This is a genomic window from Salmonella sp. SAL04213, assembly GCF_046550535.1.
GTDB classification, from domain to species: domain Bacteria; phylum Pseudomonadota; class Gammaproteobacteria; order Enterobacterales; family Enterobacteriaceae; genus Salmonella; species Salmonella enterica.
Window position 1 is genome coordinate 57,711 of sequence record NZ_JBGDXS010000008.1, and the last position, 17,687, is coordinate 75,397.

The 17,687-nt window shown below is 55.3% G+C and carries 11 protein-coding genes; 6 read left to right on the forward strand and 5 right to left on the reverse strand.

Annotation, left to right across the window (positions count from 1 at the left end; translation table 11 throughout):
- Positions 1-81 precede the first annotated feature (81 nt).
- Genes nanT through nanQ form a run of 4 tightly spaced genes read left to right on the forward strand, consistent with a single transcriptional unit; the run spans position 82 to position 3,644 of the window.
- The gene (gene nanT, locus ACLJPQ_RS18010; protein ID WP_000108071.1) at positions 82-1,572 is read left to right on the forward strand and encodes a sialic acid transporter NanT; all 1,491 of its coding nucleotides are present in this window, start codon (positions 82-84) and stop codon (positions 1,570-1,572) included.
- A gap of 46 nt (positions 1,573-1,618) precedes the next feature.
- Positions 1,619-2,308, forward strand: a complete 690-nt coding sequence (locus tag ACLJPQ_RS18015) for an N-acetylmannosamine-6-phosphate 2-epimerase (RefSeq protein ID WP_000054439.1) — start codon at positions 1,619-1,621, stop codon at positions 2,306-2,308.
- On the forward strand, positions 2,305-3,180 hold the full coding sequence (gene nanK / locus ACLJPQ_RS18020) for an N-acetylmannosamine kinase (protein ID WP_000208981.1): 876 nt from the start codon (positions 2,305-2,307) through the stop codon (positions 3,178-3,180). The genes ACLJPQ_RS18015 and nanK overlap by 4 nt, the downstream gene beginning before the upstream one ends.
- The gene (gene nanQ / locus ACLJPQ_RS18025; RefSeq protein WP_000979900.1) at positions 3,177-3,644 is read left to right on the forward strand and encodes an N-acetylneuraminate anomerase; all 468 of its coding nucleotides are present in this window, start codon (positions 3,177-3,179) and stop codon (positions 3,642-3,644) included. Before nanK ends, nanQ begins: the two co-directional genes overlap by 4 nt.
- A gap of 83 nt (positions 3,645-3,727) precedes the next feature.
- On the opposite strand, the gene ACLJPQ_RS18030 is transcribed toward nanQ, so the two are convergent.
- The 5 genes from ACLJPQ_RS18030 to gltB form a co-directional block, all read right to left on the reverse strand.
- A complete protein-coding gene (locus ACLJPQ_RS18030; protein WP_001648384.1) occupies positions 3,728-5,008 on the reverse strand; it encodes a cytosine deaminase in 1,281 nt (426 codons plus the stop codon).
- Positions 4,995-6,248, reverse strand: a complete 1,254-nt coding sequence (gene codB, locus ACLJPQ_RS18035) for a cytosine permease (protein ID WP_000076262.1) — start codon at positions 6,246-6,248, stop codon at positions 4,995-4,997. Before codB ends, ACLJPQ_RS18030 begins: the two co-directional genes overlap by 14 nt.
- A gap of 115 nt (positions 6,249-6,363) precedes the next feature.
- Positions 6,364-7,467, reverse strand: coding sequence for a YhcG family protein (locus ACLJPQ_RS18040; RefSeq protein WP_023181580.1), 1,104 nt, complete (start codon positions 7,465-7,467; stop codon positions 6,364-6,366).
- A gap of 207 nt (positions 7,468-7,674) precedes the next feature.
- Positions 7,675-9,093 (reverse strand): glutamate synthase subunit GltD, encoded by a 1,419-nt coding sequence (gltD, locus tag ACLJPQ_RS18045; protein WP_000081637.1) that lies wholly within the window; start codon positions 9,091-9,093, stop codon positions 7,675-7,677.
- Between the two features lie 9 nt (positions 9,094-9,102).
- Positions 9,103-13,563, reverse strand: coding sequence for a glutamate synthase large subunit (gene gltB / locus ACLJPQ_RS18050; protein ID WP_080185131.1), 4,461 nt, complete (start codon positions 13,561-13,563; stop codon positions 9,103-9,105).
- 671 nt (positions 13,564-14,234) lie between these two features.
- On the opposite strand from gltB, the gene ACLJPQ_RS18055 reads away from it, so the two are divergent.
- A complete protein-coding gene (locus ACLJPQ_RS18055; RefSeq protein ID WP_001176879.1) occupies positions 14,235-15,164 on the forward strand; it encodes a TIGR01212 family radical SAM protein in 930 nt (309 codons plus the stop codon).
- Between the two features lie 93 nt (positions 15,165-15,257).
- Positions 15,258-17,594, forward strand: a complete 2,337-nt coding sequence (arcB, locus tag ACLJPQ_RS18060; protein WP_000809826.1) for an aerobic respiration two-component sensor histidine kinase ArcB — start codon at positions 15,258-15,260, stop codon at positions 17,592-17,594.
- Positions 17,595-17,687 lie beyond the last annotated feature (93 nt).

Here is a 17,687-nt window from a genome sequence, read left to right on the forward strand (position 1 = left end):
CTACAACAGTGTGAGCGGTAGGCCGGATAAGGCGGAGCCGCCATTCGGCATAACGACAACAAAAATCGTCGGGAGAGTAAAATGAGTACTTCTACCCAGAACATCCCGTGGTATCGCCATCTCAACCGGGCGCAATGGCGGGCATTTTCCGCTGCCTGGCTGGGATATCTGCTTGATGGTTTTGATTTTGTGTTGATTGCTCTTGTACTGACTGAGGTACAAAGCGAATTTGGGCTGACGACGGTACAGGCGGCAAGCCTGATTTCTGCGGCTTTTATCTCTCGCTGGTTCGGCGGGTTATTACTGGGCGCGATGGGCGATCGCTATGGGCGTCGTCTGGCGATGGTCAGCAGCATCATCCTGTTTTCGGTGGGAACCCTGGCCTGCGGGTTTGCGCCCGGTTACACCACCATGTTCATCGCCCGACTGGTGATTGGTATGGGCATGGCGGGCGAATATGGTTCCAGCGCGACCTATGTAATCGAAAGCTGGCCAAAACATTTACGCAATAAAGCCAGCGGTTTTCTGATTTCCGGCTTCTCCGTCGGCGCGGTCGTTGCCGCGCAGGTGTACAGCCTGGTGGTGCCTGTCTGGGGCTGGCGCGCGCTGTTTTTCATTGGCATTTTGCCAATTATCTTCGCCCTCTGGCTGCGGAAAAACATTCCGGAAGCGGAAGACTGGAAAGAGAAACACGCGGGTAAAGCGCCGGTACGTACGATGGTCGACATTCTTTATCGGGGCGAACATCGCATCATCAACATTTTAATGACCTTCGCCGCCGCCGCTGCGCTGTGGTTCTGTTTTGCCGGTAACCTACAAAATGCTGCGATTGTGGCGGGGCTGGGACTACTGTGCGCGGTTATCTTTATCAGCTTTATGGTGCAGAGCAGCGGTAAACGCTGGCCCACTGGCGTCATGCTGATGCTGGTGGTACTGTTTGCTTTCCTCTATTCCTGGCCGATTCAGGCGCTATTACCCACTTATCTGAAAACTGAGCTGGCCTACGATCCGCATACGGTGGCGAATGTCCTGTTCTTTAGCGGATTTGGCGCGGCGGTTGGTTGCTGCGTAGGCGGTTTTCTTGGCGACTGGCTGGGAACGCGTAAAGCATATGTCTGTAGCCTGCTGGCCTCGCAAATCCTCATTATTCCGGTCTTTGCGATTGGCGGCACAAACGTCTGGGTTCTGGGTCTGCTACTGTTTTTCCAACAGATGTTGGGGCAGGGGATTGCCGGGATTCTGCCGAAGCTGATCGGCGGTTACTTCGATACCGATCAGCGCGCGGCGGGGCTGGGCTTTACTTATAACGTCGGCGCGCTCGGCGGCGCGCTGGCGCCGATCCTGGGAGCGCTGATCGCTCAACGTCTGGATTTGGGCACTGCGCTGGCATCGCTCTCTTTCAGCCTGACGTTTGTCGTGATCCTGCTTATTGGGCTTGATATGCCGTCTCGCGTACAGCGTTGGCTACGTCCGGAAGCGTTACGCACCCACGATGCTATTGACGACAAACCGTTCAGCGGAGCCGTACCGCTTGGCAGTGGTAAAGGTGCCTTTGTAAAAACGAAAAGTTAATCCGCTTGCCCGGTTTTCAACCGGGCAATATTTGTAAGGGAGTAGTATGTCGTTACTTGAACAACTGGATAAAAATATTGCCGCTTCTGGCGGCCTGATTGTCTCCTGCCAGCCCGTTCCGGGCAGTCCGCTGGATAAGCCGGAGATTGTAGCGGCAATGGCGTTGGCAGCGGAACAGGCGGGCGCGGTTGCGGTGCGTATTGAAGGCATAGACAACCTGCGTATGACCCGCTCGCTCGTTTCGGTACCCATTATCGGCATTATCAAACGCGATCTGGACGACTCTCCAGTGCGCATTACCCCTTTTCTCGACGATGTAGATGCGCTGGCGCAGGCCGGCGCAGCTATTATCGCCGTTGATGGAACCGCTCGGCAACGGCCGGTAGCCGTTGAGGCGTTGTTGGCGCGCATTCATCACCACCATCTACTGGCGATGGCCGACTGCTCATCCGTGGACGATGGTCTCGCCTGCCAACGGTTGGGCGCGGACATTATCGGCACGACAATGTCCGGCTACACCACCCCCGATACGCCGGAGGAACCCGATCTGCCCTTAGTCAAAGCGTTGCATGACGCCGGATGCCGGGTAATAGCCGAAGGGCGCTATAACTCGCCAGCACTGGCGGCGGAGGCGATCCGTTATGGCGCATGGGCGGTGACGGTGGGGTCCGCCATTACCCGTCTGGAACATATCTGTGGATGGTATAACGACGCATTAAAAAAGGCGGCGTCATGACTACGTTAGCAATCGATATTGGCGGTACTAAACTTGCCGCCGCGCTCATCGACAACAACTTGCGCATTAGCCAGCGTCGCGAGCTGCCGACCCCCGCGAGCAAAACGCCGGATGCGTTACGTGAAGCATTAAAGGCGCTGGTTGAACCACTACGGGCAGAGGCGCGTCAGGTAGCGATAGCTTCTACCGGGATCATTCAGGAAGGGATGCTGCTGGCGCTAAACCCCCATAATCTGGGCGGCTTGCTACACTTTCCGTTAGTACAAACACTGGAAACGATCGCTGGCCTGCCGACGCTGGCGGTGAACGACGCGCAGGCGGCGGCCTGGGCGGAGTATCACGCGCTCCCTGATGATATCCGCGATATGGTATTTATCACCGTTTCAACCGGCGTTGGCGGCGGCGTTGTCTGTGACGGCAAGCTCCTTACCGGAAAAGGCGGTCTGGCCGGGCACCTGGGACACACCCTGGCGGACCCACACGGGCCCGTATGCGGTTGTGGACGCGTTGGCTGCGTAGAGGCCATCGCCTCCGGACGAGGGATGGCCGCGGCGGCGCGGGACGATCTGGCGGGATGCGACGCCAAAACCCTATTTATTCGCGCTGGCGAAGGTCATCAGCAGGCGCGACATCTGGTAAGCCAATCCGCGCAGGTAATAGCGCGAATGATCGCCGATGTGAAAGCGATTACCGACTGCCAGTGTGTGGTCATTGGCGGCAGCGTAGGGTTAGCTGAGGGATACCTGGAGCAGGTTCGCGCGTTTTTGATGCAAGAGCCTGCGCCTTATCACGTGGCGCTGAGCGCCGCTCGCTATCGGCATGACGCAGGATTATTAGGCGCTGCTTTGTTAGCTCAAGGAGACACATTATGATGATGGGGGAAGTACAGTCGTTGCCTTCTTGCGGGTTGCATCCGCGACTGCTGGATGCCTTGACTCTCGCGCTGGCGGCAAGGCCGCAGGAGAAAGCGCCGGGGCGCTATGAATTGCAGGGCGACAATATCTTTATGAATGTAATGCAGTTAACGACGCAAATGCCGGCCGAGAAGAAAGCGGAATTGCATGAACAATACATTGATATTCAGCTACTACTAACCGGCGTCGAGCGTATTGCGTTTGGGATGTCCGGTGCCGCTCGCCAGTGCGAGGAGATGCACGTTGAAGAGGATTACCAGCTTTGTAGTCAAATTGCCGACGAGCAGACTATTACGCTGCAAGCGGGGATGTTTGCTGTGTTTATGCCGGGAGAACCGCATAAACCGGGATGTGCAGTGGGTGAGCCGGATGACATCAAGAAAGTGGTAGTGAAAGTACGCGCCAGTTTGCTGGCGGCCTAAATCTCTTGCCGGAGCAGTCTTCCGAACGCAGCCCCCTTACGGGGCTGCGTGGTGAATGTGCCGGAGAGCGCGGGTATGACGGGTTAACGCTTAAACGTCACGGCTTCCGGCTGGGTCAGGTGCAGCGTCGTCTGGCTCGGCACCGTCTCGGCAATTACCCGCCCGTGGCGAATCGAGTAACGGGCAGGCGTCTGGCGACGTACCGCATCGAATCCATTCTCAGCGGGTAAGATAACCAGATTCGCGGCATGGCCGACACTCAGACCGTAGTCCTGTAAATGCAGGGTTTTTGCGCTGTGGGTAGTGATCAGATTTAACCCGTCGTTGATTTGCCCATACCCCATCAACTGGCAAACGTGTAACCCCATATGCAACACCTGCAGCATATTTGCTGTGCCTAATGGATACCACGGGTCGAAGACGTCATCATGGCCAAAGCAGACGTTGATCCCCGCTTCCAGCATCTCTTTCACCCGCGTGACGCCACGACGTTTCGGGTAAGTGTCAAACCGCCCTTGCAGATGAATATTCACCAGCGGGTTGGCGACGAAGTTAATCCCCGACATTTTCAACAGGCGGAACAGGCGTGACGCATACGCGCCGTTGTACGAGTGCATAGCCGTGGTGTGGCTGGCGGTCACGCGCGCCCCCATGCCATCACGATGCGCCAGCGCCGCGACCGTTTCGACAAAGCGAGACTGCTCGTCATCAATTTCGTCGCAGTGCACATCGATCAAGCGATCGTATTTCTGCGCCAGGGCGAAGATTTTGTGCAGCGATTCAACGCCATATTCCCGCGTGAACTCAAAGTGCGGAATGGCGCCAATAACGTCAGCGCCCAAACGCACGGCTTCCTCTAACAGCGCTTCACCGTTGGGATAAGACAGAATACCTTCTTGCGGAAAGGCGACGATTTGCAGGTCTACCCACGGCGCAACCTCTTGCTTCACTTCCAGCATGGCTTTCAGCGCGGTGAGCGTAGGATCTGAAACGTCAACGTGAGTACGAACGTACTGGATGCCGTTAGCCATCTGCCATTTCAGGGTCTGCATCGCGCGCGCTTTCACATCTTCATGCGTGAGCATTGCTTTACGTTCTGCCCAGCGCTCAATCCCTTCAAACAGTGTGCCGGACTGGTTCCAGCTCGGTTCACCCGCCGTTTGCGTGGTATCCAGGTGGATATGTGGCTCAACAAACGGTGGAATAGCCAGACCGCCTTCGGCATCAAGCACTTCGCCCTGCGGTAACGATGCGGCTTCCTGAGGCTCAATCCGGCTAAAGCGCCCGTTTTCAATCGTAATCTGCCATAATCCTTCGTGTCCCTGCAGACGCGCCTGACGAATGGTGATGTTATTGTTCTGCATGGCTGACCTCTGGTGATTTAGCAAGGCTGCGGTTGAAAAGTGGATTCAGCAGGATATAGCTGAAGACGCCGCCGAGTACGGCGTTGACGGGCACAATACCAGGAACATAATGTCCGGCGGCGATGCCCAGCGCGACGGAAAGAATAGCAATCCAGTTAACGGGAATAAAGCGCACGGTGTTGAAGTCGGCATAGCGGCGGCGGTTCACCAGATAGTCGGCAATAATCACTCCGCCAATCGGTGGGATGGCAGATGACAGGAACGTCAGCCAGCCGACAAAATTATTGTAAAGCCACAGCGCGCACACGGTACCGATAATCCCGTTCACCACCGACAGCGTGCGGCTGGAAAGACCGGTAATATTGGCGAAGCCCAGACCCGATGCGTACAGCGCGTTATCGTTGGTGGTCCAGATATTCAGGCCGAGCACCACGATCGCGGGCAGCAGCAGCCCCTGCGCTATCATCACGTCAGAGATATCCGCCTGACCGACGGCGGCAGCGCCTGCCGCGCCAAAGATAAACATCAGCGAGTTGCCGAGGAAAAAAGCGACCATCGCAATCAGTACGGCGCTTTTGGCATGACGCCCGAAGCGGACGAAGTCGGCGGTCAATGTACCGGCGCTGACAAACGAGCCCACCACCAGCGCCAGCGCGCTGGAAAAATCCAGCGGCGTCTGCGGCACTATCGTTTTTAAATGCTCCAGCCCACCCACGCCGCTGATCGCCAGCCAGACGGAGTAGCTGCCCAGTATAACGATCGCGGGTACGGCAATGATAGACAAAATGGTCAACGCCGAGATGCCGAAAAAAATGGTCAGGGTCATCAGCAGACCCGAAACGGCAATCAGGATATTGGCATCAATGCCCGTCGCTTTACTGACCGGAATAGCGAACATCGCTACGCCAACGCCAAACCAGCCTACCTGTGTGCCGCCTAGCAGCAGCGAGGGAAGCCATGATCCTTTAACGCCAAAGGAGTAACGTGCAAGGAGGTGGGTGGAGAGTCCGGTTTTTGCGCCGATGTAACCAAGAAATGCAGTGTAGATACCGAGGAGGAGATTACCGAAGAGAACTGCGAGGAAGAAATCATTATAAGAAAGACCGGTGCCGAGTGTCCCTCCGGTCCACATACTGGCGGAAAAAAACGTTAAACCCAACATGACAAACGTCAGTGGAATCACGCCCTTCCGCGCCGCCAGAGGGACGGGGCCCTGGCTATAATTGTTGTCCTGCGACACAACGCCTCCATGAATTTTGCCCAAAAAATCCGCCGCATAATATACAGTTCTCAGAATAAAGCAAACGTTTTCGTATGATATTTTTTTGATAATTATTCATGGCATTAATGGTTCGCTAGTTTTTCTCCGTTGTCAGTGAACCACCGCGTGTGAGTTGAGTTTCCAGCATGGTTTGCGAACGAATAAGTTCGTCTGTGAGTAATTTTTCGTCGGGCAACTGCACTTTGTACTCGCTCGCCATGATGGTGTTTGGCAGGCCAGTCAGCGCGTAATGCGCTTCCCCCGCGCCTTTCCCTGCGCACAAAACCAAGCCGACTGGCGGGTTTTCTCCGGGCATTGTCCAGTGCTCTTTGGCATAGTTCAGGTACATATTCATCTGCCCGGCATCCGCATAACCGAATTTGCCTACCTTCAGGTCAACGAGCAACAGGCAGCGCAAGCGACGATGGAAGAACAGCAGATCGACGCGGAACCAGCTGTCGTCTATGCGTAGTCGGCGTTGGCGGCCAACAAAAGCAAAATCGTCACCAAGTTCCAGCATAAAGTCCATCAGGTGGCTGAGCAGCGCGTCTTCGAGATCTGATTCGGAATACTCGTCCTTCAGGTTAAGAAATTCCAGAATGAACGGGTCGCGTATGGCTTGCTCCGGCAAAACGTTTGGCTCGGCGGGGGCAGGCTGCTGCAACATGGCGGATTTGTCGTGGGACAGTAGCGTTCGTTCGTAAAACTGAGTGGCGATTTGCCTGTCGAGCTGCCTAACTGACCAGCCGTTACGTAGCGTCTCTTTCTCGTAAAAAGTGCGGGCATCGGGATTTTTTACCGACAAGAGGCGGACATACGCTGACCAGGGAAGAGGGAATGTTTTGGCGAGCGGTATGAGATTTGAAGATTCCGCAGACAGTGTCTGCGGAATTTCAATATGTTGAAAAAAAAGATAAAATGTACGGATTTGCCATAGGTTTCTGGTGGAAAAACCGCGCTTATAGCGCTGACTTAAATCTACCGATAATCGTTCGATAAGCTGAGTACCATAGGCCGCTCGCGCTTCTCCTCCCTGTTCAAATTCGACAATACGTCGGCCAATTTCCCAGTAGGTGGCAGTCATAATGGCATTGATGCTGCGCACGGTCTCGGTACGTGCCGTATCGACCAGACGAATAATACCGTCATGAATTTGCTGATATTCATCAGACTGTGGCGCTAAAGTTGGATTCGTCATGTCATCCCTTACGTGATAGTTTCATTGTGAAATTAGAACGCTATCAATACGCTTCAGGCGTAAACGGATCAATCTATGAACGGATTTTACATGGCATTACATCTCGATTTACGAGCGGGTTTCCAGAATCGGCAGGAGAGATATTGAGGAGAGGAATATCGGCTCCCCAGCCATCAGCACAAGGCATCAACCGGGGAGCCGGAAGGGTTACACTTCGAGGTAGTTCATAATCCCGTCAGCCGCCTTACGGCCTTCGGCAATCGCCGTCACCACCAGATCGGAACCGCGCACGATGTCGCCACCGGCGAAGATTTTCGGGTTGCTGGTCTGGAAAGCATTATCGCTGCGTTCCGGCGCGATAATTCGTCCCTGCGAGTCCAGTTCCACGCTGTGTTTCGCCAGCCATTCCATGCTGTGTGGACGAAAACCAAACGCCATCACCACCGCATCAGCCGGAACCACATGCTCGGAACCGGCGACGATCTCCGCCCGTCGACGGCCTTGGGCATCCGGTTCGCCCATTTCAGTGCGCACCATTTTTACGCCGCTCACTTTGCCGTTGGCATTGACTTCAATGCCCAGCGGTTGAACGTTAAACTGAAACTCGACACCTTCCTCGCGCGCGTTTTTCACTTCGCGTCTGGAACCCGGCATGTTCTCTTCATCACGACGATAAGCACAGGTTACGTGCGTTGCGCCCTGGCGTATGGAAGTGCGTACGCAGTCCATTGCGGTATCGCCGCCGCCCAGCACCACCACGCGTTTGCCTTCCATGCTGACATATGGTTCGTCGCTGGTTTCGCCAAACCCCATGATCTGCTTCGTATTGGCGATCAGGAACGGCAGAGCGTCGAAAACCCCGTCCGCATCTTCATTTTCCAGCCCGCCGCGCATCGACTGATAGGTGCCGACGCCAAGGAATACCGCATCGTAATCTTTCAGCAGATCTTCAAGCTGTACATCACGACCCACTTCGGTATTAAGTTTGAACTCAATACCCATGCCGGTGAAGATCTCGCGACGGCGGGTCATCACCTCTTTTTCCAGTTTGAAAGCTGGAATACCGAAGGTCAGCAGACCGCCGATTTCCGGATGGCGATCAAAGACCACCGCCTTCACGCCGTTGCGGGTCAGCACGTCGGCGCACGCCAGCCCTGCCGGACCTGCGCCGATAATCGCTACCCGTTTGTCCGTCTGGCGCACGCCGGTCATATCCGGGCGCCAGCCCATCTCAAACGCTTTATCGTTGATATAGCGCTCAATGTTACCGATGGTCACTGCGCCGAACTCATCGTGCAGCGTACAGGAGCCTTCGCACAGGCGGTCCTGCGGGCAGACGCGGCCACACACTTCCGGCAGGGTGTTGGTCTGGTGCGATAGCTCAGCCGCCTCAAAAATACGCCCTTCGTTAGCCAGTTTCAGCCAGTTCGGGATGTAGTTATGTACCGGACATTTCCACTCGCAGTAGGGATTCCCGCAGGACAAACAGCGATCCGCCTGGGCTTTCGCCTGACCTTCAGAAAACGGTTCGTAGATTTCAACAAACTCGATCTTACGGATCTTCAGCGGTTTCTTCGGCGGATCAACGCGCTGCAGGTCGATAAATTGATAAACATTCTGGCTCATTTCAATTCCTTACTGCGCCTGCACGCGCAATTCTGCCGCACTACGACTACGGTGGCCCAACAGGGCTTTGACATCGCTGGACTTGGGCTTAACTAACGCGAATTGGGTTGAGAAGCTTGACCACCTGGACAGGATCTCTTCGCCGCGTTGCGAACCAGTATGCTGCACGTGCTCGGTGATCAGACCGCGCAGATGCTCTTCGTGGATAGCCAGCGAATCAACGTCCAGTACTTCTACCAGTTCCGGGTTCACGCGTTTACGGAATTCGCCATCTTCGTCCAGCACATAGGCGAAGCCGCCGGTCATCCCCGCGCCGAAGTTAACGCCGGTTTTACCCAACACGCAGACGATGCCGCCGGTCATGTATTCACAGCCGTTGTCGCCGATGCCCTCTACTACGGTAATCGCCCCGGAGTTACGCACGCCGAAACGTTCGCCCGCGCGCCCCGCCGCGTACAGACGGCCACCGGTCGCTCCATACAGGCAGGTGTTGCCGATAATGCTGGCTTTATGACTGAGGAAGGCGGAACCTACCGGTGGTCTGATGGCGATTAAACCGCCTGCCATACCTTTACCGACATAGTCGTTGGCATCGCCAGTCAGATATAACTCCACGCCGCCCGCGTTCCACACGCCAAAGCTCTGGCCTGCGGTACCGCTGAAGTGCGCTTTAATCGGATCGGAAGCTAGCCCCTGATCGCCGTGGGTCTGTGCGATGTAGCCGGAAAGCGACGCGCCGACGGAACGATCGGTGTTGCGGATGTCGAACCAGAAGGTTTTGCTCTGGCGCGCATCGACAAACGGCTTCGCCTGCTGCAACAGTTGCGCATTCAGCACGCCGTTATCAAACGGCGGGTTATTCTCGGTGCAGTACAGCGCTTTACCCGGATGAGGTTCAGCGGTTTCCAGTAGACGAGACAGCGCCAGCTTCTGCTGTTTAGCGGTGAAGCCCTCCAGCTCTTTCAGCAGGTCGGTGCGGCCAATCAAATCCACCAGGCGGGTCACGCCAAGCGAAGCCATCAGCTCGCGCACTTCGCGGGCGATAAATTCAAAGTAGTTGGTTACTTTGAACGGCAGGCCGTGATAGTGGTTCTTACGAAGTTTTTCATCCTGCGTCGCCACGCCGGTTGCGCAGTTGTTCAGATGGCAAATGCGCAGGTATTTACAGCCCAGCGCCACCATCGGGCCGGTGCCGAAGCCGAAACTTTCCGCACCGAGAATCGCCGCTTTAATGATGTCGACGCCGGTTTTCAGACCGCCGTCCACCTGCAGACGAATCTTGTGACGCAGACCGTTGGCGACCAGTGCCTGCTGGGTTTCAACAAGTCCGAGTTCCCACGGGCAGCCAGCATATTTCACCGAAGAGAGCGGGCTGGCGCCAGTACCGCCGTCGTAACCGGCGATAGTGATCAGATCCGCATAGGCTTTCGCCACGCCGGTCGCGATGGTGCCGACGCCCGGTTCGGACACCAGCTTCACGGAGATCATCGCCTTCGGGTTGACCTGTTTGAGGTCGAAAATGAGCTGCGCTAAGTCCTCGATAGAGTAAATATCGTGGTGCGGCGGCGGGGAGATCAGCGTCACGCCCGGCACTGAATAGCGCAGTTTAGCGATATACGGAGTGACTTTATCCCCCGGCAACTGACCGCCTTCGCCCGGTTTCGCGCCCTGCGCGACTTTAATCTGAATCACATCGGCATTGACCAGGTAGGCCGGCGTCACGCCAAAGCGACCGGAGGCCACCTGCTTGATGCGCGACACTTTATTGGTGCCGTAGCGCGCCGGGTCTTCGCCGCCTTCGCCGGAGTTGGAGTTGCCGCCGAGGCTGTTCATCGCTTCCGCCAGCGCTTCGTGCGCTTCCGGACTTAATGCGCCAATAGACATGGCTGCGGTATCAAAGCGTTTAAACAGCTTACTGGCGGGCTCAACCTCGTCGATAGTCACCGCCTCACCGTCTGGATGTATCGCCAGCAGATCGCGCAGCGTTGCCGCCGGACGCTCATTGACCAGTTTGGCGTATTCCTGATAATCGCTGTACTCGCCGCTCTGTACCGCCTGTTGCAGGGTACGCACGACATCCGGGTTATAGGCGTGATATTCGCCGCCGTGGACGTACTTCAGCAGGCCGCCCGGGCTAATGGGTTTGCGCGCCAGCCAGGCGCGTTTGGAGAGATTCAGCAGATCCTGCTGGAAGTCATCAAAGCTCGCGCCGCCGATACGGCTGACCACGCCCTGGAAGCACAGGTTTACCACATCATCGTGCAGTCCGACCGCTTCAAACAGTTTGGAGCAGCGGTAAGAGGCAATGGTCGAAATGCCCATTTTGGACATAATCTTGTACAGCCCCTTGTTGATGCCGTTGCGGTAGTTCTGCATCACGGTACGATAGTTTTTAGCGATGGCCTGGGTATCAATCAGACGCCCCAGCGTTTCGTAGGCCAGGTACGGATAGATGGCCGTTGCGCCAAAGCCGAGCAGTACCGCAAAGTGATGCGGATCGCGGGCGCTTCCGGTTTCTACGATGATGTTGGCGTCGCAGCGCAGGCTTTGATCGACCAGACGAGTCTGCACCGCGCCCACCGCCATCGGCGCGGGGACCGGCAGGCGATTCTTACCGATATTGCGATCCGAGAGGACCAGCAGCACGGTGCCGTTACGCACCATCTGTTCCGCTTTATCGCACAGCGCTTTAACCGTCGCGTCCAGTGTGGTTTCGGTGACATCAAAGGTAATATCAAGCCAGTCGGCGCGGTAGTGATGCTCGCTCATGGTGGTGAGCTGTTTGAAATCGGAGTACAGCAGAATTGGCGATTTAAAACTCAGGCGATGGGCCTGACCTTCCGCTTCGCAGAAGACGTTCATTTCGCGACCGATGCTGGTGGCGAGCGACATGACGTGCGCTTCACGCAGCGGGTCGATAGGCGGGTTAGTGACCTGCGCGAACTGCTGGCGGAAGTAGTCGTAAATAATACGCGGCTGGCTGGAGAGCACGGCAAAGGGGGTATCGTCGCCCATTGAACCGACGGCTTCCTGGCCGTTTTCGCCCAACACGCGGATAACGGAGTCCAGCTCTTCGGCGCTGTAGTTAAACTGTTTTTGATAGCTGGCGAGCAGGTCATCGTCCAGTTCGCGGCTACCGACTTCTTCATCTGGCAACTCTTCAAACGGCACCAGACGGCGAACATTCTTTTCCATCCACGCTTTATACGGATGGCGGCTTTTCAGATCGTCATCGGTTTCCGCGGAATGCAGAATACGTCCGCCGCGGGTGTCGATCACCATCAGCTCGCCTGGGCCGACGCGGCCTTTCTCGACCACTTCATCCGGCTGATAGTCCCAGATACCGACTTCGGAGGCGCAGGTGATCAGCTTGTCTTTGGTAATGACGTAGCGCGCCGGGCGCAGGCCGTTACGGTCAAGGTTACAGGCGGCGAAGCGCCCGTCGGACATCACGATGCCTGCCGGACCGTCCCACGGCTCCATATGCATGGAGTTAAAGTCAAAGAAGGCGCGCAGATCCTGGTCCATATCCGGGTTGTTCTGCCAGGCGGGCGGCACCAACAGGCGCATGGCGCGGATAATGTCCATCCCGCCTGCCAGCAGCAGTTCCAGCATGTTGTCCAGCGAGCTGGAATCCGAACCGGTTTCGTTAACAAACGGCGCAGCGGACTGTAAATCCGGGATCAGCGGCGTCTGGAATTTATAGGTACGGGCGCGCGCCCACTGGCGGTTGCCGGTGATGGTGTTAATCTCGCCGTTATGCGCCAGGTAGCGGAACGGCTGCGCCAGCGGCCAACGCGGCACGGTGTTAGTAGAAAAGCGCTGGTGGAACAGACAGATGGCCGATTCCAGACGCAGATCCGCAAGATCCAGGTAGAAGCGCGGCAGATCCGCCGGCATACATAGACCTTTATAAATGTTGACCAGGTTCGACAGGCTGCATACGTAGAAATCTTTGTCGTCCTGCAGGCGTTTTTCAATGCGTCGGCGGGCGATAAACAGACGGCGCTCCATATCACGCGGACGCCAGCCCGCCGGAGCGTTGACAAAAATCTGCTCAATACGCGGCAGGGAGGAGAGGGCGATTTCACCGAGCACGCCTTCATTGGTTGGCACATCGCGCCAGCCGACAATCGACAGGGTTTCCTGCTGTAATTCTTCTTCGACAATATGGCGTGACGCGGCGGCCAGTTCAGGATCTTTATTCAAAAAGATCATCCCGACGGCGTAGTTTTTGGCTAAGCGCCAGCCGCGCTCTTCGGCCACGATGCGAAAGAAACGGTCAGGTTTTTGTAACAGCAAGCCGCAACCGTCGCCGGTTTTACCGTCGGCAAGGATCGCGCCACGGTGCTGCATCCGGGCCAGCGCGTGTATGGCGGTACGCACTACCTTGTGGCTAGGTTCGCCTTCTATGTGGGCGATCAGGCCGAAACCACAGTTATCCTTCTCAAGGGATTTATCGTACAACATATCAGTGAACCTCCCCAGGCTCTACGGGACGCTCTCCCAACCGACGGCGCGCGGGCACAGCAAGAGCATGGCGACGGGGCTGGCGCATCATACGCTTACCTCGCATTCGCCCTCTTTGTGTCCTTTGCGCATTGGTAAATACGGTTAAGAGGGAATCTCAATTACTGCATAAATATGATGAGCAGACGGCTCATCCAGAAAGCTTCCAGCGGATCCCCAACTTATCGGGAATCCACACCCAGGTCAAATGGCAAACTGATTTATGCAAAAGTGTGCTGTAGCACAGATAACTTTTTGAATCTATTGAAATTAAAAGGTTTTTTATAGAGGGACTGCTAATACGGAGCGGCAGAAAGCCTGTGATCTGTCTCACTATAAGAGCCGCTCGCCAGACGTTATCTGACCTTGCTTTTTCAAAAATCTTGGCATTTTATGCTGTTTTAAGCGTGAGCAGTATTGAATGCTACTGTTTTTATCGATGACCCAGCGGACGCTGAAAAAAGAGGGGAATATCAGGAAAAATCATCAGCGGGATTATGAATGAAATATCGTTTATTTTGCTTGATTATGCAATGGATAAAAGCCTTCCGGGACGATTGATCCAGGTCATCGCCAAAGGAGACTAAAAATGGCAGGCTTTGGCCTCTTTTTAAGAGGCGGTCTATCAGATTATGCAGTTACAGAAATTAGTCAATATGTTTGGTGGGGATCTTTTACGTCGGTATGGGCAAAAGGTTCATAAGCTGACGCTTCATGGCGGTTTTAGCTGCCCTAATCGCGACGGCACCATCGGGCGTGGCGGTTGCACCTTCTGTAATGTCGCCTCTTTTGCCGATGAGGCGCAGCAGCATCATTCGATTGCCGAGCAGCTTGCGCATCAGGCGCATCTGGTGAACCGCGCTAAACGCTATCTGGCCTATTTCCAGGCCTACACCAGCACCTTTGCGGAAGTGCAGGTGCTGCGTTCCATGTATCAACAGGCGGTCAGCCAGGCCAGTATCGTCGGGTTATGCGTCGGTACGCGTCCGGATTGCGTCCCGCAGGCAGTAGTAGATTTACTGTGTGAATATAAAGATCAAGGCTACGAGGTGTGGCTGGAACTGGGATTGCAAACCGCGCACGATAAAACCCTGCACCGAATTAACCGCGGGCATGACTTCGCCTGCTATCAGCGTACCACCCGGATTGCCCGGGAGCGCGGGCTGAAAGTGTGTGCGCATCTGATTGTGGGGCTGCCGGGAGAAGGGCAGGCAGAATGCCTGCAAACCATGGAGCGTGTGGTGGAGACGGGCGTTGACGGTATTAAACTGCATCCGCTGCATATTGTGAAAGGCAGTACGATGGCCAAAGCCTGGGAAGCGGGGCGGCTGAACGGCATCGAACTGGACGACTACACGCTAACGGCAGGTGAGATGATTCGTCATACGCCGCCGGAGGTAATTTATCACCGAATTTCAGCCAGCGCTCGCCGTCCGACGCTGCTTGCCCCGCTGTGGTGCGAGAATCGCTGGACGGGGATGGTTGAGCTGGACAAATACCTGAATGAGCATGGCGTGCAGGGCTCTGCGCTGGCCCGTCCCTGGATACCACCTGTAGCGTAGCGTGATGAGGGGCGCTACGCATATTTCGCACAATATTCAACGCGGTTCCCATAATTGGGTATTATGTGCGAAGTTGTGGTGAAGGAATCCTCTATGAAGCAAATTCGTATGCTGGCGCAATACTATGTCGACCTGATGATGAAATTGGGTCTGGTGCGCTTTTCCATGCTCCTGGCGTTGGCATTGGTGGTGCTGGCGATTGTCGTGCAGATGGCGGTGACCATGGTGCTGCATGGTCAGGTTGAAAGTATCGACGTTATTCGTTCCATCTTTTTTGGCCTGTTAATTACGCCCTGGGCGGTCTATTTCTTATCCGTTGTTGTTGAACAACTGGAAGAGTCAAGGCAGCGACTGTCGCGTCTGGTGCAAAAGCTGGAGGAGATGCGCGAGCGCGATCTCAAGCTTAACGTACAGTTGAAGGACAATATTGCCCAGCTTAATCAGGAAATTGCCGATCGCGAAAAAGCGGAAGCGGAGCTGCAAGAGACATTTGAACAGCTAAAAGTAGAAATTAAAGAGCGTGAAGAAGCGCAAATCCAGCTAGAACAGCAATCCTCTTTTCTGCGCTCCTTTCTGGACGCCTCGCCGGATTTGGTTTTTTATCGTAATGAGGATAAAGAATTTTCCGGCTGTAACCGCGCAATGGAATTGCTAACCGGCAAGAGCGAAAAACAGCTGGTGCATTTGAAGCCGGAAGATGTGTACTCTCCCGAAGCGGCGGAGAAAGTCATTGAAACCGATGAAAAAGTATTCCGCCATAACGTCTCCCTGACCTACGAACAGTGGCTGGATTACCCGGACGGACGAAAAGCCTGCTTTGAAATTCGTAAAGTGCCTTATTACGACCGTGTCGGTAAACGTCATGGCCTGATGGGATTTGGTCGTGATATTACCGAACGTAAGCGTTATCAGGACGCGCTGGAACGCGCCAGCCGCGACAAGACCACGTTTATCTCTACCATCAGTCATGAGCTGCGCACCCCGCTTAACGGCATCGTCGGTTTAAGCCGCATCCTGCTGGATACCGATCTCACCGTCGAACAGGAAAAATACCTTAAAACAATCCATGTCTCCGCCGTGACGTTAGGCAATATTTTCAATGATATCATTGATATGGATAAGATGGAGCGGCGTAAGGTTCAGCTCGATAACCAACCGGTTGATTTCACCAGCTTTATGGCCGATCTGGAAAACCTTTCCGGTTTGCAGGCGCAGCAAAAAGGGCTACGTTTTGTGCTTGAGCCGACGTTGCCGCTGCCGCACAAAGTCATTACCGACGGAACGCGTCTGCGCCAGATTTTATGGAATTTGATCAGCAATGCGGTGAAGTTTACTCAGCAGGGCCAGGTGACGGTGCGGGCGCGCTATGATGAAGGCGACATGCTGCACTTTGAAGTGGAAGATTCCGGGATCGGCATTCCGCAGGATGAGCAGGATAAAATTTTCGCCATGTATTATCAGGTGAAAGACAGTCATGGCGGTAAGCCGGCGACGGGTACCGGTATCGGGCTGGCGGTCTCCCGTCGGCTGGCGAAAAATATGGGCGGCGATATTACCGTTTCCAGTCTGCCGGGCAAAGGATCGACCTTTACGCTAACGGTTCATGCGCCAGCGGTGGCGGAAGAGGTGGAGGACGCCTTTGATGAAGACGACATGCCGCTGCCCGCGCTGCATGTTCTGCTGGTCGAAGATATTGAACTGAACGTGATCGTGGCGCGTTCGGTACTGGAAAAACTGGGTAACAGCGTGGATGTCGCGATGACCGGCAAGGCGGCGCTGGAGATGTTCGCGCCGGGCGAATATGACCTGGTCTTACTGGATATTCAACTACCGGATATGACGGGTCTGGATATCGCCAGAGAACTGACCCGTCGCCACACGCGGGAAGATTTACCGCCGCTGGTAGCGCTTACGGCTAACGTTCTGAAAGATAAAAAAGAGTATCTGGACGCTGGTATGGACGATGTGCTGAGTAAGCCGCTGTCGGTGCCGGCCTTAACCGCGATGATTAAAAAATTCTGGGATGCCACCGATAAAGAGGAGAGTACCGTGACGCCTGAAGAGAGCGATAAAGCGCAAGCGCTGCTGGATATCCCGATGCTGGAACAATACATCGAGTTGGTTGGGCCTAAATTGATCACCGATGGCCTCGCGGTATTTGAAAAAATGATGCCTGGCTATTTAAGCGTGCTGGAGTCCAATCTGACGGCGCGTGACAAAAAAGGCGTCGTTGAGGAAGGGCATAAGATTAAAGGCGCCGCCGGTTCGGTAGGGCTGCGTCATCTGCAACAGCTTGGCCAGCAAATCCAGTCGCCGGATCTTCCCGCCTGGGAAGATAATGTCGCGGAATGGATTGAAGAGATGAAGCAGGAGTGGCAGCACGATGTCGCGGTGCTGAAAGCTTGGGTGGCAAACGCGGAAAAAAAATGACCCCGGTTTGACCGGGGTGCGCGAATACTGCGCCAACACCAGGGAAATCGTGGCTGCGCCGTGCTTATTATGATGATGTCAAAGGCGCAGTCC